This window comes from Pseudomonas sp. No.117 (assembly GCF_054558395.1).
This window is the reverse complement of the sequence record NZ_BAAJNP010000007.1, coordinates 186,749-205,363: the sequence shown is the minus strand read 5'-3', so window position 1 is coordinate 205,363 and position 18,615 is coordinate 186,749. Positions and strand designations below refer to the sequence as shown.

At 55.7% G+C, this 18,615-nt stretch carries 16 protein-coding genes, 2 pseudogenes and 1 riboswitch; of the genes and pseudogenes, 8 read left to right on the top strand and 10 right to left on the bottom strand.

Annotated features, from left to right (window positions below):
• Window positions 1–193 precede the first annotated feature (193 nt).
• Window positions 194–286, top strand: a pseudogene (locus ACYJP6_RS18165) (DEAD/DEAH box helicase); the annotation flags it as partial.
• A gap of 40 nt (window positions 287–326) precedes the next feature.
• On the opposite strand, the gene ACYJP6_RS18160 reads toward ACYJP6_RS18165, so the two are convergent.
• Both ACYJP6_RS18160 and ACYJP6_RS18155 read right to left on the bottom strand, forming a co-directional pair.
• The gene (locus tag ACYJP6_RS18160; RefSeq protein WP_027602314.1) at window positions 327–608 is read right to left on the bottom strand and encodes a hypothetical protein; all 282 of its coding nucleotides are present in this window, start codon (window positions 606–608) and stop codon (window positions 327–329) included.
• A 1,406-nt stretch (window positions 609–2,014) separates the two neighbouring features.
• The gene (locus ACYJP6_RS18155; RefSeq protein WP_144949569.1) at window positions 2,015–2,248 is read right to left on the bottom strand and encodes a hypothetical protein; all 234 of its coding nucleotides are present in this window, start codon (window positions 2,246–2,248) and stop codon (window positions 2,015–2,017) included.
• Window positions 2,249–2,481: 233 nt separating this feature from the next.
• Here ACYJP6_RS18155 and ACYJP6_RS18150 point away from each other — a divergent pair, with 233 nt between their 5' ends.
• A complete protein-coding gene (locus ACYJP6_RS18150; protein ID WP_155951382.1) occupies window positions 2,482–2,658 on the top strand; it encodes a hypothetical protein in 177 nt (58 codons plus the stop codon).
• Between the two features lie 357 nt (window positions 2,659–3,015).
• Window positions 3,016–3,867, top strand: a pseudogene (locus tag ACYJP6_RS18145) (IS5 family transposase).
• A 264-nt stretch (window positions 3,868–4,131) separates the two neighbouring features.
• Here ACYJP6_RS18145 and ACYJP6_RS18140 read toward each other — a convergent pair.
• Window positions 4,132–4,962 carry an ion transporter gene (locus tag ACYJP6_RS18140; protein ID WP_459476496.1) on the bottom strand — a complete coding sequence of 277 codons (831 nt, stop codon included), beginning with the start codon at window positions 4,960–4,962 and terminating at the stop codon, window positions 4,132–4,134.
• 332 nt (window positions 4,963–5,294) lie between these two features.
• Between ACYJP6_RS18140 and ACYJP6_RS18135 the strand changes: the two genes are divergently transcribed.
• A complete protein-coding gene (locus ACYJP6_RS18135) occupies window positions 5,295–6,035 on the top strand; it encodes a MauE/DoxX family redox-associated membrane protein (protein WP_459476494.1) in 741 nt (246 codons plus the stop codon).
• A 207-nt stretch (window positions 6,036–6,242) separates the two neighbouring features.
• On the opposite strand, the gene ACYJP6_RS18130 is transcribed toward ACYJP6_RS18135, so the two are convergent.
• Window positions 6,243–6,965: an anti-sigma factor family protein gene (locus tag ACYJP6_RS18130; RefSeq protein WP_108576350.1), complete on the bottom strand. Its 723-nt coding sequence runs from the start codon at window positions 6,963–6,965 to the stop codon at window positions 6,243–6,245.
• A 29-nt stretch (window positions 6,966–6,994) separates the two neighbouring features.
• Window positions 6,995–7,507, bottom strand: a complete 513-nt coding sequence (locus ACYJP6_RS18125) for an RNA polymerase sigma factor (RefSeq protein ID WP_027597937.1) — start codon at window positions 7,505–7,507, stop codon at window positions 6,995–6,997.
• A 130-nt stretch (window positions 7,508–7,637) separates the two neighbouring features.
• Between ACYJP6_RS18125 and ACYJP6_RS18120 the strand changes: the two genes are divergently transcribed.
• The 4 genes from ACYJP6_RS18120 (at window position 7,638) to ACYJP6_RS18105 (ending at window position 11,150) form a co-directional block, all read left to right on the top strand.
• On the top strand, window positions 7,638–7,991 hold the full coding sequence (locus ACYJP6_RS18120) for a DUF305 domain-containing protein (RefSeq protein ID WP_051398701.1): 354 nt from the start codon (window positions 7,638–7,640) through the stop codon (window positions 7,989–7,991).
• 5 nt (window positions 7,992–7,996) lie between these two features.
• On the top strand, window positions 7,997–9,457 hold the full coding sequence (locus ACYJP6_RS18115) for a YncE family protein (RefSeq protein WP_037007585.1): 1,461 nt from the start codon (window positions 7,997–7,999) through the stop codon (window positions 9,455–9,457).
• A 25-nt stretch (window positions 9,458–9,482) separates the two neighbouring features.
• Window positions 9,483–9,857, top strand: a complete 375-nt coding sequence (locus ACYJP6_RS18110) for a COG4315 family predicted lipoprotein (protein WP_027597935.1) — start codon at window positions 9,483–9,485, stop codon at window positions 9,855–9,857.
• A gap of 129 nt (window positions 9,858–9,986) precedes the next feature.
• Window positions 9,987–11,150, top strand: coding sequence for a TDT family transporter (locus tag ACYJP6_RS18105; protein WP_027597934.1), 1,164 nt, complete (start codon window positions 9,987–9,989; stop codon window positions 11,148–11,150).
• A gap of 165 nt (window positions 11,151–11,315) precedes the next feature.
• Here ACYJP6_RS18105 and ACYJP6_RS18100 read toward each other — a convergent pair whose 3' ends face one another.
• From ACYJP6_RS18100 to ACYJP6_RS18080, 5 genes are all read right to left on the bottom strand, one after another.
• On the bottom strand, window positions 11,316–11,666 hold the full coding sequence (locus ACYJP6_RS18100) for a DUF190 domain-containing protein (protein WP_027597933.1): 351 nt from the start codon (window positions 11,664–11,666) through the stop codon (window positions 11,316–11,318).
• Between the two features lie 10 nt (window positions 11,667–11,676).
• The gene (gene crcB, locus ACYJP6_RS18095) at window positions 11,677–12,060 is read right to left on the bottom strand and encodes a fluoride efflux transporter CrcB (protein WP_027597932.1); all 384 of its coding nucleotides are present in this window, start codon (window positions 12,058–12,060) and stop codon (window positions 11,677–11,679) included.
• A 107-nt stretch (window positions 12,061–12,167) separates the two neighbouring features.
• Window positions 12,168–12,228, bottom strand: a riboswitch (Fluoride riboswitch).
• Between the two features lie 151 nt (window positions 12,229–12,379).
• Window positions 12,380–13,750: an IS3 family transposase gene (locus tag ACYJP6_RS18090; RefSeq protein ID WP_459476489.1), complete on the bottom strand. Its 1,371-nt coding sequence runs from the start codon at window positions 13,748–13,750 to the stop codon at window positions 12,380–12,382.
• A gap of 183 nt (window positions 13,751–13,933) precedes the next feature.
• Entirely contained in the window at window positions 13,934–17,704 is a 3,771-nt protein-coding gene (locus ACYJP6_RS18085) for an ATP-binding protein (protein WP_459476487.1), read from the bottom strand.
• Window positions 17,705–17,937: 233 nt separating this feature from the next.
• Window positions 17,938–18,312 (bottom strand): response regulator, encoded by a 375-nt coding sequence (locus ACYJP6_RS18080; RefSeq protein ID WP_459476485.1) that lies wholly within the window; start codon window positions 18,310–18,312, stop codon window positions 17,938–17,940.
• Window positions 18,313–18,615 lie beyond the last annotated feature (303 nt).

The window sequence follows — 18,615 nt, the reverse complement described above, 5'->3', positions numbered from 1 at the left end:
GTTGAGATACCCACATCCGAACGGAAGGAGCCTGCTGCGGGTTTCCGAAGTAATTGCGACTGTCTGCGGGATTTCGCATGGACTGTTGTGGGATGGCTTTAATGGACTCGGCAAAGCTCGGGGGCTGCTATCGACCCAAAGCTGCCGTTGGCGGTCGACCCGTAGCTGACCTTCGGCGAGGGCGGTAAACGACCAGAAGCAGGTTATACGGGTGCTGTTCTTCGGCTACGCCGGCAGTTGGCAGATCACCTGCCTGCAGGTGAGGGCCGAAAAAATCGCGGTGGCCTAGATGACGAGTGGCTGACGCCTGCCTACGATCATATCCCTTACGACCATTTCCTTAGCTTGCTGATCTCCACACGGCGCGTCGCGGCGTGACCGCAGAGCTCGTTGCAGAGGTCGGCCGCGATCGCGCCCATCGAACAGATGTCCAGAATTGCGAGCAACGGACCTTCATAGCTCGTGGTCCTGTCAGTTATTACGTCGCAGACGGTGAGGATCCTATCGTCAGGATTGGTCTCGCTTCGTTCGAGCATCACCTCGAAGTTTGATGGGAAGAACGCCTCCACGTAGGAGGTAAGACTGAATTTATTTACTTGATGACTCATTTTTACCTCCACGTGCGACTTACCTAGCTTGGCAAAGGAGGGTACGTTTCGGTCAAGCGTAAGCGGATCGGATTTTCACCGAACTTTTGCCTTTGTCTTCAGACAACCGGTAATGGTGGCCACTGAACTGTGCACCGATTACCCCTTCCCATGCAGAGCATATATCGTAAACATGGGAGACAACGATGTCAGATATTCGAAGACCAAGAATTGATGCAGGAGCAGCCCCGGAAGACCTTCCGCCTACGCTTGAAGAGACTCAGGCACGGAACGCTCAGATCCGCTTAACCAAAATTGCAAAGCTCCGTCAACAAGCGCTTTCCGACCGCTCGAAGGCGGCCGATAGGAACGAGAAAGTGAATCCCTAACAATAGGGACCGTCGGTAATAGTGGCCACTGAACGAGCGTGTGTTTTCCACTTCCAAGCTTATGAGGCCATTTTCGGCCTCAATGTGAGGTGGTAAATGATCACTACGTCCAGAGTCTTCCAACGCTTCAGTTCGCCGATTGCGCCGGCCATGATAGTGAGATCGCTATTCGGGATTGACGCGGCTATCGCGGGTTCTCGTTTCGCGCAGGCTACTGAGCCTGATGCGGTTGAACCCTTGGACCCTGACCAGGCCGACCCAGCAAATCAGCCTGATTCCGATTTGGACGCTCCGGAAGATCCGGTGACGGGCGATATCGACGACCAAGAGCCAGCGCCTCGCTAGCTTAATTGCAAACCAAACAAAGCCCAGCCATTGCGCCGGGCTTTTTCTTTTCTAAAGTAAAAAATGGATCCATCTGACTGGGGCGGTGAAAATCTGGTTAGATGGGGCACGGCCGGCGGCATTGGTTTGGCCTGGGATCTTAACCAACTCTGCAAGTTCTTCTCCCGCGTCAATGCCGGTGTAACTAACGACCACGCCGAGAATGACATCCTTGATCGCTGCAGTGTTTCGGGGCTACCTCTGCTTGAACCAAGATTTCGCTAGAGAACCGGCTATTCAAACCTCAGTGAATGACCTTAAGCCTATTCAAGTCAAGCTCAAGTATGCGGACTTTTTCGAGATTCTCCGCGTAACGCTGGAACAGGATTTCTAAAACGACCCTATCAGCTGATAATTTCAGTTATTCGATGCTGATTTTTTGCCGGGTGAGATGTTCGACTTCTCTGGTGCCAACGTACAATTTTCTTGCTTCGCTCATTTTTCAACTCCATTCGTAGTTGCCGGCATACCAGCACCATAAGGAGGTTTTTACGTGCCAGTAGCAAGATGCTTTACTTTGAATATCATGCCTTAGCTCGCAAAGTCTGCCGAGTTAGCTCCTCGCCGTGTTAAATTTGCGCAAGCGAAACGATAATGAGAAAATCCCAAAATTAAGCGATGCACTTCGCATTTTAGGTCGCGACTACCGTCTCGCTAGGTCTCTTGAGGTCTTGCGTCAGATTCCAATAGAAAGCGAAACGCCTTTAAAACCGTCTCTTGTCGTTCTTGAATTTCGACAATGCATAGACCCAGCATATTGCGAAGAGCTTCGGTATCAGCTGTTCCATGACATTCATAAATTTGACGTAGTAGCTGATTAATGGCGTCTTGTTCCGCTGAGTACCGCTCGAGCAGCTCTATTCCGTGCTTTCTATCCAGCTCTTTCATGCCACGCTCCTATAGTGAAAATCGCTACGATAACCATTCATGAGAGATAGTATCTATGGCAATATCACGTTTTCGCTCATCTGATGAGCGGTGGATAACAGTCTATCTTACCAGGTGTCTTCTCATTATAGCCTTTGGTTAGATGAGCGGAAATCGAAATGGACGACCTCCGACAGGCGCTGTCTGCGTTAGACCCACCTATAAAGCATTTTATTGAGTATAGGAATAGTGGCATGCTTTTGACGCTGTTGGATATTGAAATTTACGCCAGTGTCTTCAGATTCATCACCCCTCGAACCATGCGAAGCGCAGAGGCCCTGAACCTGACAATACTTTACGCCATCAATGAATTGCGGGTTAAAGGCTCACATCTTCCACTAGATGCAGATACAGTAATTATCAAAGCCTGAGCTATACTAGCGGTCATCTAACATTGAAGCGCTAACGGCGAGCTGGAGATTACCCGCATATGCCTGGATGGCGGCATATTCTGGCAAGTCTATGGCGCAGATATATTTTCCGACACACTCCACTTATTGCCAGGCTGTATTGGGTTCGTTGACTTAAATAAGTCTGTCTATGGGCTGTGGGTTTTATTACACGATAGGCGAACTTCTTCACTGTTAGCTTTTTTCCTACCTGTCCGCTTTCGACCGATTTTAATCCAGTGATGAAGGACTGCTATTGGCCGTTAGCGTAGGGCAGCTAGGTTTTGTGTGAAAAGTCGGTGCGGTTAAAATCTCCGGTATGATTGGCTGGGGATCCGCATGGCAAAGCGCTACAAACTCTCCGACGCATGTGGGAATTGATCAAGGATCTGGTTTCTCCAGAGCAGAAAATGGGTCGCCCACGCAGCGATGATCGTCTGGTGCTGCATGGAACTCTGGGGATCCGGTGCTCGGGCGCTGCCTGGCGAGACCTGCCGGAACGATTCGGGCCGTGATCGTCGGTGTATCAGCGTTTTCGTGACTGGCGCGATGACGGTACGTTCGACCGGATATTGGAGCGCTTGCACATTCGACTCAACCAGGAAGGATTGATCGATCTGGACACCTGGAGGATCGACTGCACGGCGAAGCGCGCAACCCGAGTCTCTTCAGGTGGCGGGAAAAGGGGGATCTGGAGAACCGCTAGACCATGCTCTGGGACGCAGCCGGGGTGGCCTGACATTCAAGATTCAGATGGTTTGCGATTCCAATGGTGTGTCATTGCGCTTCACGCTTTCTTCGGGAAAAGCCAGTGATATCGCCCATGCCCAGCCGTTGCTGGATCGGGTACAAGTTCCCGGTAAGCCGGGGCAGTCGCGTAAACGCAGTCGCTGCTTACTGGCCGATAAGGGCTATGACGCAGAACAGCTGCGTCACTACCGCGACCGCTACCGAATGCAGCAGGTGATCCCGTTGCGCCCGATGCCACGCAAACCCCGGCCTGGCGTGCCTCGACTCTTTAATCGTCCAAAGTATCGCCAGCGCAATATCATCGAGCGCATGTTTGGCTGGCTAAAGGAGAATCGCCGAACCTGCACTCGCTACGACAAGCTGGCGAGAAGCTTCTCGGCCAGGGTCATGCTGGCCTGCAGCCTGCGCTGTATGCGGCAATACTTTTCATACAAAACCTAGCTCCTGCATTCCAGAGAGGCCGAGTCCTTATCTCGGAGATCTCTCATAGGCGGCTAGATCCTCTTTCGATCATGCCCACTCAACTGGTCTACCACCTGCAGCGTAGGCAATATTCCTTTCAACCTGTCGTGATCAGTTGGCGAGCAGGTTTATGCAAGGCATTTGCATTGGCGTTTGGCACATCGCAAGGCGTGGGCGCGTAACGGCACAATTGGAGTGCGGTTTGGTCAGGGCCTGTCTCACCGCCGTTAAGCACCGCTGATGTCAGGTCTCTGGAAACAGGTGGTTTCCGCAACGGTTGCAATAGGTAGAATTGGGTTCGTGAGTGGGTTTCCGACAGCGTGGGCAGTCATGAGCGATGACGCTGCCGCGCATCGCGTTGGCGAGTTCGGCGGTAAAGATGCCGGTGGGGACGGCGATGATGGAGTAGCCGGTGATCATGATCATGCCGGCCAAGGTCTGCCCTAGCGCGGTCTTGGGCACCATGTCGCCGAAGCCGACCGTCGTCAGGGTCACCACGGCCCAATAAATGCTGCGGGGAATACTGGTAAAGCCGTTGGCCGGTCCTTCTATGACATACATGAAGGTGCCAAACATGGTGACCAGCGTACAGATGGCGAGCAGAAAGACCGTGATCTTCTGGCGGCTGCTGCTTAACGCGACCATGAGAAAGTCGGCCTCGCTCAGGTAGGGCGCAAGCTTAAGTACGCGAAACACTCGGAGCATCCGCAGCACCCGAATGATCAGGAAGTATTGAGCATCCGGAAACAGCAGGGCTATGAATGCCGGCAGCACGGCCAGTAGATCGATCAGGCCATAGAAGCTGGTTACGTACTCTCTTGGCCTTGGCGACGTGACGACGCGCATCACGTATTCGATGGCAAACAGGGCGGTGAACGTCCATTCCAGGCCATACAACCAGGTGCCGTAACGCTGATGCATGGCTTGGACGCTGTCCAGCATCACGACGCTTAGGCTGGCCATGATGAGCAGCAGCAGCGCCGTGTCGAACAGCTTTCCCGCCGGGGTGTAGGTGTGAAAGATGATGATGTAGAGGCGCTCTCGCCAGGTGCCTGGGCGAGGATGTGGGGCCATAGCCATTCCTGTCTCCTTTGCAGTCATAATGGATAGTGACAAGACATGCGTTCGAATTGCGTCCTCTTCGATCCGCTTTGGTAAGGCACCTAGTCGCGTCAGGGTGGCACGATGAGGGTGTGGGTCGGTTCGTTGGCGATGTCGCGGGTACGCTTGGCGCAGAAGCCAAGCAGGCCAGCCGGCGCCAGCGCGGACGGTGCGAGGGCCCGCCTTGAGCAAGTTGGTGGATGACCGAGCCGGGTCGGTCATCCGTCGCCGGGATCCGGTTGGCTGCTTGAATTTCTCGAGATGTTGGAAGTCGTCATAGAGACTAGCCCGCACGAGAACCGACGATGAACGATCCCCGCAAACATGCCGTGCTATACCGCATGGTGATGCCTAAGCATCTATGCCCGTTTGGCCTAAAATCTTGCGATCTGCTCAAACGCGAGGGTTACAGCATCGATGACCATTGGTTGCGTACGCGCGAGCAAGTCGATGAGTTCAAACGCAAGGAAGGTGTTGATACCACGCCCCAAACCTATATCGACGGCCAGCGCATCGGCGGTTATGACGACGTTCGGCGCTTCTTCGGCAAAACGGTCGTCGATCCCAAATCAACCCGTTACCGCCCGGTATTGGCCGTATTCGCCGTGGCCTTGCTGCTGGCATTCGCCATCGCCTATGCCGCCTATGGCACGATCATCAGTGGGCGTGTCGTCGAATGGTTCCTGGCCCTCAGTATGACCTTGCTCGGTATGCTCAAACTGAGGGACGTGGAAGGCTTTTCCAACATGTTCCTGGGCTACGATCTGCTGGCGCAGCGCGTGGTGCCCTACGCTTACGTGTACCCCTATGGTGAGACCCTGGCCGGGCTGCTGATGGTGGCAGGCGCCTTGACGTGGCTGGCCGCGCCGGTGGCGCTGGTGCTTGGAACAGTGGGCGCGATCTCGGTGTTCAAGGCGGTTTACCTCGATAAGCGCGAACTCAAATGCGCATGCGTGGGAGGCGATAGCAACGTGCCGTTGGGCTTCGTTTCACTGACCGAGAATCTGGTCATGATAGGCATGGGCATCTGGATGCTGGTGCGCTAGCGAGCGGACCCGGCATTGGCCAGGCCCGCCCATGGCGGGGCGGGTGGGAAACCGTTCATCTCTTTAAGCTTTGTACGAAAAGGACCTGCGCTCGGCGACTTTTCGTACAGAGCCTAGTGGCCATAAAGGGCCTCCACTCTCGGTGAAATGACCCCCAAATGTTGGACAGGGTTGGTTTCAAGCAACGAGCACTGGTCTGAACGGGAACTAGAGAGGTGGCCTCTGCGAGATCGCCTCACGCAAGGTATCAAACGATGCTTCGCTAGGACTCACCAACGCAAAGTTGTAGCCCTGTCCTGACCAATAGTCAGCCGTAACATCGCTTTCCCTACGAGATCCGTGGCCAACGTCGCGCTGGCTGTTGGGATGCCGCACATAGAAGATCACTTGGCGCCCTTTCGTATCCCGGTAGAGCACCATCGCGGCGGCGCCGGTGTCCGTGGCCATGAGACGACCACCCACTGGGATCAAGCCGAAGCGCTCCAGGTTAGGGAGGGCGGGCGCCTGCACAAATGTCCTTTCAAGCCAATGCTGAATCGCACCGTCCTGGCCGGTTACATCGACTGGCGGCCGCCCCTCGGCGCTCGCAAATAGTCGATAAGCCTCCACGGCATCCGCCATTGGAACGTGCGCCCGCCGCAGCATCGATTCCCGTGCCTGCCACCCTAAGCCGCTACCCAGGCCTAACGTCAGCACTAGCGAAGCGAGATAAGTCATACGTCTTTTACGTCTGGCGACTATCCGGTGTCGCACGACTGCTGGCATAAGGTGTGTCGGTAAAGGCTCAAGCACGGGAGAAAAAATCAGCCGTAGCCGACGATTCTGCTCGCGGATATCAGCTACCCGTGCGGCATCTTCCGGATGGGTTGCAAGATAGCGCATCACCTCCTCGTGCCGCAGCGCATCCAACTGATTGTCGGCATAAGCCATCAACTCTTCAGGAGTAGGAGGTCGATACATCATTTCAATACTCGCAAAGCGGCGGTAGCCAAAGGACTTTCGTGGATCTGTCTCAAGGCCGCGCGTGCCCGCGCCAAACGAGACATGACGGTTCCCAGTGGAATGCCAAGCGCCTGTGATACATCGCGATAGCTCATGCCTTCCACCGCGACCAACAGCAGCAGGGCACGCTGTTCGTCATTGAGTCTCTCAAGATTCGTCAACGCTTCTTGATCCAGATAGATCGTCTCAGCCGAAGGCTCAACCGGGACCTCTTGGAATCCCAGCCACTCCAACAGACGACCATAGCGGCGCTCACGACGTCGGCCATCAACGAATTGGCGGTACAGGATGGTGAACAGCCAGGCTCGCACATCACCGGCGGGACAGCGCGTGTTCCCATGCGTAAGCGCCCGTTCTAGACAACTCTGGACCAAGTCATCGGCGCTGGCTTCGTGACGAGTAAGCGATCTTGCGAAGCGACGCAGAGACGGTAGTAGCTGAGAAAGCATGGCGTCATCAAGCATGGACATTCCCCTGGTATCGCTGACAGACGCTTGAGCTGACCTTTTATTCCCCACAATTTTTATTTTTGTAGGTATGGAATAACCCAGACCGTACAAACGTCTGCATTGGAAACTCACCAGTCTGCTGGAGCGCCACGTGTTTTCAGTCAAACACCCGTTGTTGGCAGTCACCCTTCTGGTGCTCGTGCTTCCCATTGCCTGGGCCGAACCTGATAGCAGCGCCGCCACGGCGCAGGCCGACAACCGTCAGGCCATGGATCAGATGATGGCCGCGATGCACAAGCCCAGCAGTGGCAACGTAGACCGCGACTTTGTGACCCAGATGACGGCACATCACCAGGGTGCGATCGAAATGGCACGGATCCAATTGCGGTATGGCCATAACGAACGCCTACGCCGTCTGGCCCAAGAGATCATTGTCACCCAACAACAGGAAATCGCCGTCATGCAGCAGGCGCTTTCTGAATTGCCCGCCTCTCCAACTCGGTAATCCTCATGCCTCGATTGTCGCTCACCCCGCTCGCCGCTGTGTTGTTAGTAATCTCCTGCACCGCTTCAGCCGGTCAAGTTCCGCGTGCTGCTGCACAACCGGACATCACGATTAGTTCCCAAGACCGTGTGTATACGGCGGAGCAGTTCTCCAACACGGTATCGGTGATTGATCCCAGCACGGAAAAATTGCTCGGCGTCATCACCCTAGGCGACAGCCAACCCAAGAACTTGAGTCCTTTGTACAAGGGCGAGCTACTGGTGCATGGCTTGGGATTTTCGCCAGATGGGCGAACCTTGGCCGTCGTAGCGATAGGCTCGAACTCCGTGTCCTTCATCGACACCGCCAACAACCAGGTGAAGGGTAAAACCTATCTGGGTCGCGCGCCTCATGAAGCCTTTTTCACCCCTGACGGCAAAGAGCTCTGGGTCACGGTACGGGGCGAGGACTATATCGCCGTGATCGACCCGGTGACTTTCAAAGAGAAGACGCGAATTGGCGTACCGCCAGGCCCTGGCATGCAGATCTTCTCCCCTGATGGCCGCTATGGCTACGTCTGCTCCTCGTTCACTCCGGAAACCGTAGTGGTTTCGGTTGCCGAGCATCGAATTGTTGGCCGCGTCGCTCAGGCGAGTCCCTTCTGCCCCAACATCGCTGCGTCTGCAGATGGCCAACAGGTCTGGCTCACCCTAAAAGATGTCGGTAAGACCCAGGTGTTCGCAGCCAAACCGCCGTTCAGCTTGATTAAGACGCTTGATACTGGCGCGATCACTAATCACGTCAACTTGGTTCGCAATGCCCGCGGAAGCTTCGCCTATGTAACGGTAGGCGGAGAAAATCGAGTCAAGGTCTTCCGAACCGATGATTTCAGCCAAGTCGCCAGCATTCCTGTTGGCGCTTTGCCCCACGGTCTCTGGCCGTCAGGAGATGGCACGCGGTTGTACGTGGGACTAGAGAATGCTGACAGTGTGGCCGTCATCAATACGCTGACCAATAGCGTTGAAACCACTGTACCCGTGGGGCAGGCGCCCCAGGCTTTGGTCTACGTTCCCCGCGCCGCTACCCAGGGCGCTGGGCTGGCAAATCTTAAGCCGTTAGGGAGCGCCGCCAAGAGTATTCAGATCGCCCTGGCTCCGCCGGGTCAACACGAACGTCATACCACTCAGGTGACACTTTTCGACCAGGGCTTGACTCAGGTCCTGCAGGCCTCGGTTACGGGCCTGGTGGCCAAGCAGCCCTATGTACTAGCGTTGGCTCGTCATGCAGACGGTAGCGGCGCTCTTGAGTCTCTCGCCGCTTTTCAAACCAATCCCGCCGGCGCAGCTATCGTGAATGCGGTAGGACCGATACGCCAACTGGTTCAGCAATCCCAGGCGGATGAACAGCGCTACCTCGTCATCGCACCTGGTGCAGCCGATGCGCCAGGTGCTCCCGTGCAAGTGCAAGTGCTCCAATCGAAATACTAATAACCAATAACCATCGAGGTCCAGCATGCTCAGACAAGTGTTGATTGCCACTGCCATTTTCTCCATGACAGGGCTGGCCGTGGCGGCCACGCCCGCCAAGGTTGGCGACACCACCTTGGGTAAGGTGCTTGTGGATGAAAAGGGTATGACGCTTTACACCTTCACCAAGGACAGCGAGGGTAAGTCCGCCTGCAACGGCCCGTGCGCCAAGAACTGGCCGCCGCTGATGGCACCGGCAGGGGCCAAGAGCGGTGACGGCTATACCGTAGTACAGCGTGAGGATGGTAGCCAGCAATGGGCCTATAAGGGGCAGCCACTCTATACCTGGGTAAAGGACAGCAAGCCCGGTGAAACGACCGGTGAAGGTGTCAATCAAGTCTGGCACGTCGCGAAGCCTTGATCGTGGAGCAGTCCCTGCGGACAGCGGGGACTGCTTATCCATTTAGTAGATTACTTTTTATATCATATTCAATTTTTCAGATAATCGAGCCGGGCTAGACTGTTTGCATTCCTCAGCGGAGCTCACCTCATGACATTAAAGGATGCTATAGCCCTGCGCACCGGCGGCAAGCCGCTCAGCCAGCTCAAGCAGCCGCTCGAAGTCGTTCGCCAGTTCACCCCCAACTGGTTTGCGGCAACGATGGGCACCGGTATTTTGGCAATCGCCTTAGCGAGTTTTCCCGCGTCGGTACCCGGCTTGCGTCTGATCGCCGAAGGACTGTGGCTGTTCAACATTTTGCTTTTCGTTCTATTCAGCGGCTTGTATGCCGCTCGCTGGATCTTGTTCTACAACGAAGCCAAGCAAATTTTTGCCCACTCCACCGTATCGATGTTCTTCGGCACCATTCCGATGGGGTTGGCAACAATCATCAACGGGATGCTGATCTTTGGGCTGCCACGATGGGGTGAGGTGGCTGTCACGATTGCCACCGGACTTTGGTGGGTCGATGCGGCCATGGCACTGGTTTGCGGAGTAGCGATTCCGTACCTGATGTTTACTCGTCAGCAGCACAGCATCGATCAAATGACGGCGGTATGGTTGCTACCTGTGGTAGCCGCCGAAGTGGCCGCTGCCAGTGGCGGGCTGTTGGCACCGCACCTAGCCGATGGCGGGCACCAATTCACCGTGCTGGTGACCAGCTATGTGCTTTGGGCCTATTCGGTACCTGTCGCCCTAAGTGTCCTCGTGATCCTGCTATTGCGGATGGCACTGCACAAGCTGCCTCACGAGAACATGGCTGCATCGAGCTGGTTATCGCTTGGCCCCATTGGTACAGGTGCGTTGGGTCTGCTCGTGATGGGCAGCGACGCGCCGGTCATCTTCGCTGCTCACGGTATGGCCGGAATTGGCGCCGTCGCGCAGGGGCTAGGCGTAATTGGCGGGATCCTACTATGGGGACTCGGCTTGTGGTGGATGAGCCTTGCCATACTGATCACGCTGAAGTACGCGCGCCACGGCATCCCTTTCAACCTGGGATGGTGGGGTTTTACTTTTCCACTGGGCGTCTATGCCGTCACGACGCTACGTTTGGGAAGCACGCTTGGGTCAGGTTTCCTTACCGTCTTCGGTGCCTTTTTGGTCGTCGCCTTGACTGCTCTGTGGGCGGTGGTCGCGGGACGCACCCTAGCCGGTGCCTACCGCGGGACGCTGTTCGTCTCGCCTTGCATTGCTCATCTGCAACCACGCAAATGAGGTCGATTAGGTGGCGCCTCGCTGAGCAACGCTACCAAGCTAGGACCATCAGCCCACTCTCTACGACGAGTGAGCTGATGAGTCCGCAAATGGGGCTCAGTGAAAGCCATCCCTTGATGCCGTTGGTTACCGCGGCCGCCTTAACCGATTCAAAGGTGCGTCAGCTCAGGACGAGGATGACTCTGTCTCTTGGGAAGGGCGGTGGCGTCCTACCGTGCCAATCTCGGCAGGCGTCTTGATGTAGAACAGTGCCAAGTCTTCCGATTCGAGGCGTTGAAACAGCATGTCGTGTTGAATTTGAGTCAGCGCCATCGTTACCTGGATGGGCTGATCGGCAAGCTCAAAAAAATGAGCGGAGTGGCGTTTTCCATCTTGGCCAAAGCCTTCAGCCGCCACTGACAACGTTGCGCCACTTAGGTGAAGCTCTTTAGCAAGATCCAGAAGCCAATCTCCAATCTGCTGATGTTCATGGCGACGATTTTGTTCGGTATAGAACGTAACGAGATAGTCGTTCATGCTATTGCCTTTAGCGTGGGTGCAGCAGGTTGATGGTCAAGATACCCAGGGCTGTCATGCACAGGGACCCCACGACATGAACGCTGATTGCAGTCAGCGCCATGAGCAGCCTTCCTTGCTGGATTAGCATCAGTGTCTCAGCAGAAAACGTCGAGAAGGTGGTTAAGCCGCCGCAAAATCCGGTGATCAGAAACAGCCGCCATTCAGGCGCAATCCCGGGCCAAGCAGCGAAGATGGCTACGGCCATTCCGATGATGTAGCCACCTACAAGATTCGCAACGACCGTCCCAGGCGGGAGCGACGGGAACCAGGCATTTAGCTTCAAGCCCAGTATCCAACGGAGCCAGGCACCCAAGGTCGCACCGAGTGCGATGGCTATGAGCGGCTTCAGCATGGAACGTCTCCCAAGGGGAATGGAAGACTAGGGGCCGGGGAGGGATATGGTCGGTGCATAGCGCTGTCCTCGAAAAAGACAGGGCGCACCTACGCACCCTGCCAAGGGGTTACGTAGGCATCATCAGCACGAGGCGGTTTGAGGAGGAATGCCATCTCCTTAGCGGATCATAGCAGCGCAGCAGATGACTTTGAAGATGGCTCGTTCTTGAAGCCGACATGCCTGCCACTGCTTATTGAGACCCGGAGCATGCCTGCACTCCTCAAACGCCGAGGGTCTAGAAACCGATCAACTCTGCGGTAGCTATGAGGCAAACGTCCTATTCGTCACAGGTATTCACAGCTTTCGCTATTGCCAGACGATATTCAGCTGGACTGCGCCCACCCAGTGCCAATTTGATTCGCTCCTTATTGTAGTAGTCGATATAGGCCCGAATTGCTACTGCCAGCTCCTCTACGCTTGAGAACCTGTTGCAGTGGAAAAGCTCAGATTTTAGTACTGCAAAAAAGCTTTCCATTGCCGCATTGTCGAGGCAATTGGCTCGCCTTGACATACTCTGAGTCAGTCCATGCTGACGGATCAGCTGTTGGTAGGCAGAGTATTGATAGTGCCAGCCTTGATCGGAATGGATGAGCGGTTTCTCATGAGGCCGAAGGGTCTTCAATCCGTCTTTCAACATACGTAAGACCATCTCGAACGATGGGCGCTCACTTATCTCGAAAGCCACAATTTCCTTATTGAAGAGGTCAAGAATCGGTGACAGGTATAGCCGGTTTTGATTGACACGAAACTCCGTTATGTCAGTCGCCCACCGCTGATTGGGCTGCGGTGCGGTAAAGCGGCGTTCCAGCAGGTTAGGCGCCACGCAGGACTCCGGCCCTGTGAATGGACGATAGCGACGGCGTCGCAGCGTGCACTTTAACGACATTTCGCCCATCAGCCGCTGTACTGCCTTGTGATTGATCTGCTGCCCCTGATTGCGTAGCGCCTGCGTGATGCGGCGATAGCCATAGCGACCCCGATGATGCGCGAACATCGTCCGGATGCTCTCTTTGCGGGCACCTTGTTTGTCTGGTTGGCGAGTGACCTTGAGGTGGTAGTAGAAGCTGCTTCGAGGAAGACATGCTCCCTGAAGAAGCGCATCAAGTGGATATCGTGACCGCAACTCCTGCACGATAAGTGCTTTCTGCTGATTGTCCAGGTCACTGTCCTTGAGACCCAAGCTCATGGCTTTGCGCAGAAAGGCGTTTTTGACCTGCAGATAGGCAACCTGCTTTTCTAGCTCTCGGACTGGGTTTGCGATGTGGGGCTTGAAAGCGGATGGATCTGGAACGGGAAGAAGGGGCAAGGTGTCACCTCTGCGTTTGCTGGCCAACCCCTCGATACCATACCTCTGCCACGCATCGACCCAGCGCTGCATTTGGGAGCGATTGAGACTAAATCGCTCACTAGCCCGTCGGATTGATAGGCCTTCGACGATCTGTCGCACCACCTCGATCTTGAAATCGATGCTGTGATAACGATAACGCTTTTGTAGAGCCGCTTTTCCGTGATTGGCATAGGCGCCAATCCATCCTTTTACCTGCACCACGCTGACGTCATGCACCCTAGCGAGGTGGCCGTAGCTGCAATCGCCCTTTTGGTACTGAGCGACGATCTTCAATTTGAACGCTAGAGAGTACTTGGGCATGGTACGCCTTCAAGGCAGCGTCCAACTTTCGGGGGTCATTTCATCGGCTTCAGAGAGCAAAGGGGTGTCTATGCCATTTAACGCAGCAACAGACGTCTGTCACGCCGCTCACCCTCAATGACCACCTTGGATGAAATGCCTTCTCCGGCGCCTCCAGACCCGTGGTCGCCGTATTCCATAGCATCAGGCTTGGCCCTGATTTTCCAATATATCTCTAATACGCGCGCCCAATACCTCAATTGCGAATGGCTTCTGCAATAGATGCATATCTTGGCCTAAGAAGCGCTGCACATTTGTAGCGTCCTCTGCATAACCCGTAATCAGCAGTACACCGATACCCGGCCGCTGAAGTCGAATCTCTTCAACCAGCTCTCTCCCACCCATACCGGGTAGGCCTACGTCAGATATCACCAGATCAAGTCGAGGCTCGCGTTGCACAACCTCTAAAGCGCTCTGTGCATCCTCAGCCTCAATAGCGATGTATCCCAGGTCCTGCAGGACCTCCATCACAAGCAGGCGAACACCAGGCTCATCCTCAACCACCAGCACGCGCTCGCCATACCCAGGCAACACTTTATTGCTGATTTTGGCGGTGTCGGCTGCCTCACCCTGATAGCGAGGTAGCAGCAGCGAGATCTTCGTTCCCTTGCCTAGCTCACTGTGGATGTCGATGTAGCCGCCGCTTTGCTTCACAAAGCCATACACCATAGACAGGCCCAGCCCTGTTCCTTTGCCTTGCGGCTTGGTGGTAAAGAACGGCTCGAAGACCTTCAGTAAAACCTCAGGTGAAATGCCGGTGCCGGTATCTATTACGGATAACTCGACGAACTCACCGATCAAGCGCTCAGCCGCCAGCGATAGCTGCGGGTTGCGTACGTTGCCTGTACAGACCTGAAGGATTCCGCCCTGAGGCATGGCATCCCGCGCATTGATACAGAGGTTGAGCAGGGCATTTTCCAATTGATTGACATCGCTGCAGGTCGGCCAAGCCTCGGTACTCAGATTCAAGCGCAGCAACGTATTTTCGTTCACAGTGCGCTGAATCAGGTACTCCATACCTGTCACCAGCCGATTCATATCGATGGGCTGCATATCCAGCGCCTGGCGCCGGCCGAAGCTCAGTAGCCGATGAGTCAATGCGGCCGCGCGTTGGGCAGAGGCAACAGCAATACCGATGTAGCGCTCGGCGCGCGGTTGGTGACCTTCAAGGCGCCGCTGCAGCAATTCCAAGGACCCCATGATCCCCGTGAGCAGGTTGTTGAAGTCATGAGCAATGCCGCCAGTCAGCTGGCCGATGGCTTCCATTTTTTGGCTCTGTCGAAGAGCTTCCTTTGCCTGCTCGAGCTCGACACTGCGCTCTCGCTCCGCGGTGACATCCCGGGCTACGCAGTACAACAAGCCACCTTCCGGCACAGCAGTCCAGGACAAGGTGCGATAGGTGCCGCTACGAGTACGAAACCTGTTCTCGAAATTGAAGGTGGGGGCACCAGCCGCCAATGTTGCGACTTCACTGCGCGTACGCGCTTGATCGTCGGGGTGTTCCAGCCACTCGGACGTCTTGCCGACAATTTCATCGACTCTCCAGCCCAACAGCCGCGTCCAGGCTGGGTTGATACTGACCCAGATACCCTGACTATCGGCGATACCGATCAGATCGTGACTGTAAGCCCACATCTGATCCCGCTCGCGGGTCCGCTCGCGGACGCGAATTTCCAGCACCTCATTGGCCTGACGCAGCGCATTGGCTGTCTCCCGGCGCAAACGTGCCAGACGCATCGCGCCTTCTACACGAGCGATAAGTTCGCGCGCACTGAAGGGCTTTACCAGATAATCGTCGGCGCCGGCGGCAATGCCCTCGATGGACGCTTCCTCTCCCGCTCGAGCGGACAGCAAGATGATGGGCACTTCGCTGGTACGCTCATCGGTTCGTAACGCCCTGATCACGCCAAAACCGTCCAATACCGGCATCATCACATCAGAGAGGACAAGATCCGGCAGGGACTCTTGGGCGGCATCTACGGCCGCACGACCGTCTGGAACGGCTAACACCTGATAGCCCGCTTCACGCAGTAGCCGCTCAACATAGGCGCGCATGTCGCTGTTGTCATCGGCCAGAATGATCCGCTCACCCTGTCCTACACCGTTACCTTGGCTATCACCAAGACTCGGCGATGTCAGATCATTGCCATCCGAGTCCGGAAGCCAACGAAGCGCTTCGGCTACGAAGGTATCGGCACGGGTCGCAGTAGAGACTTGCGCACGCGCAGGAACACGGCTTCCATCTGGCAAGTGACCATAGCCGAAAGGCATCAAGACTTCGAAGGTGGTTCCTACGCCGATCTGGCTTGATACCCGAACCTCACCGCCATGTAACTCGGTGAGGTCTTTAACGAGGGCCAGCCCGATACCCGTTCCTTCGTGAGTCCGCCCGATCTGGCCTTCGATACGGTGGAAGCGATCAAAGACTTTGCCGAGTTCGCTATAGGGAATACCCACACCGCTATCGATTACGCTCAGTACGGCCTTATCCGCCTTACGCTCCAAGCGAACCTTTACACCGCCTTCCAGCGTGTACTTGAACGCGTTGGAGATCAGATTTAGGACGACTTTCTCCCATAGCTCCTGATCGACCCAGACCGGCTCGCCAAGGCTTTCGCAATCAATACGAAAATCGAGCCCAGCGCGGCTCATGGCGGAGCGAAAACTGCTGGCCAGCTCTGCCGTGTAAACCGCCAGATCCACCGGTGCGAAGCTTGCCCGCATGCGTCCAGCTTCTATGCGCGAAAAGTCGAGTAGCGAGTTGACCAAACGAAGTAGGCGCTGCCCATTGCGTTGAATAAGCTCGAGCTCATGCCGTCCTACCGCCGGGCTACCCTTTGCTTCATCCGGCCTTGCCAGCATGTCTTCCAGAGGCCCCAGCATCAGGGTCAAGGGTGTGCGAAACTCGTGGCTGGCATTGGAAAAGAATGCGGTTTTCGCACGGTCTAGCTCTGCCAGTTGCTCAGCACGTCTACGCTCTTCTTCGTAGCGCTTAGCATTACTGAGCGCCGTACTCAAATGTCCCGCCGCGCGGACAAGCAGGCTTTCGTAATCGGCATCAAATCGGCGTCGAGGACTTAGACCCGAGACGAGGTAGCCATAGGGCTCTTCGCCGAGAGGACCCATGATCGGTATAACAAGAGCCTCTTCTACTGGTTCTGGCCACGGCAAACCTGCCAGCCGCCCATCGTGTTTACCGTTGAGGTCCCCGTCCAGGCAGGGTGCGGTACGAGCATCCGCAAAAGGCCAAGGCGTCTCCGTTTCATTGGCAGAGACGTGAAGCGGCGCCAATTTGTCATCTTCTGCAAGACCGGCTACCGCCACTCGCCTGAGATCGCCGGTGGCGGCATCGCGAAGATAGGCCAGGCAGAATGGAGATTCCTCAGGCAAACCGTGCAGTGCATGCACGGCGGCAATGCAAGCTTCGCCAGCGTCCCGCGTGCTTGAAGTGACCTCAGACACATGACGAAGCAGGCGCTCGCGTCGCTCCGCTAATACTCGATAGGTCGTCTCGGTGACGGCCGTAAATATGCCCTCTACCTCTCCACTCTCACCGCGCACAGGACTGTAGCTGTAGTAGAAATAGCACTCTTCCACATAGCCAAACCGATTCAGTGGAAGCAGCTGATCCTCGGACCAGGTCGCCTCACCGGTTTCCATCACGTGGTCGAACATGGGGCCGATGATGTCCCAGATCTCGGCCCAGACCTCTGCACCAGGTCGTCCTAGCGCCCAGGGATGCTTGCGACCCGGAACGGGGCTCCAGGCATCGTTATAGATCAGCGCCCTTGTCTCACCCCAGTAAAGAACGATCGGAAAGCGCGAGCCTAGACAGATGCTTACCGCCGAGCGGAGCGCTGGTGACCACGTATCGATGGGTCCAAAAGGCGTTTGCGACCAGTCTTTTTCACGCATGAGCGCAGCCATTTCGCCTGGTACGTTTAGAAAAGCCAGGCGAGAAGGAGAGGTAGGCAAGGGAGAGACCTGTGGGAATGAGGGATTCGGAGTTAGATGCTTATCACGATAAAGAGATAGATCCTAGCTTGGGACCGCAGCGTTGTCTGACCAATCAGACAAGCTGTGGCAGCTAGGCGACCGCTATCTCGTAGCATCCTTTCAGGAGATCCGTCGGAGCAAATCTCAAGAAGCTATAGCAGGGGTAGCCGCTCTTTGACAGCCGTTTCCATTTGCTGGAACGTCCAAGGCTTCGCGATGAATGCAGCATTTGTCGGCATCGGCCGATTCTGCAGGGGGGAATACCCGGAAGTGACAAGGACCGGCAAGGCTGGCCACCGATTCGCAACTGCTAGTGCGAGATCGTGGCCATTGAGTCGACCAGGCATCATGACGTCAGTAATGACCAATCCGAGCTCACTGGCATGCCCTTCCAGGTAGCTCAGACCTGCATCAGCACGATCAACCGCAACGACGTTGGCCCCAAGATCGCGTAGCAACTCAGTCATGAGCTCTAAGAGCAGCGGCTCGTCCTCTACCACGAGAACGGCAACCTGAGGGCTTGTCATGGAAAACACCAAAAATAATGGAAGCAGCCAATAGAGTGCTAGCAGGCGCTAACGTTTTCATCCAGGCGACGGGTGGAGCCGGTCACCTGAACCACTGCGATCAGCGATCTGACGGCTGATTCTAAGCTCGCTGTGGCTAGCTGAGAAGACAGCCCCAACAGCCGACGACTGCAGGCCCCACTCTCAATCACCTCCGGCGAAAATTTCCGAAATAAGCAGAAAAATCCAGCATCCAGAATAGCTACGGAGTATTGTGCGCGTCTTCAGTGCGGCAGGTGGGTTACGGCTATCCTCCTATGGCAT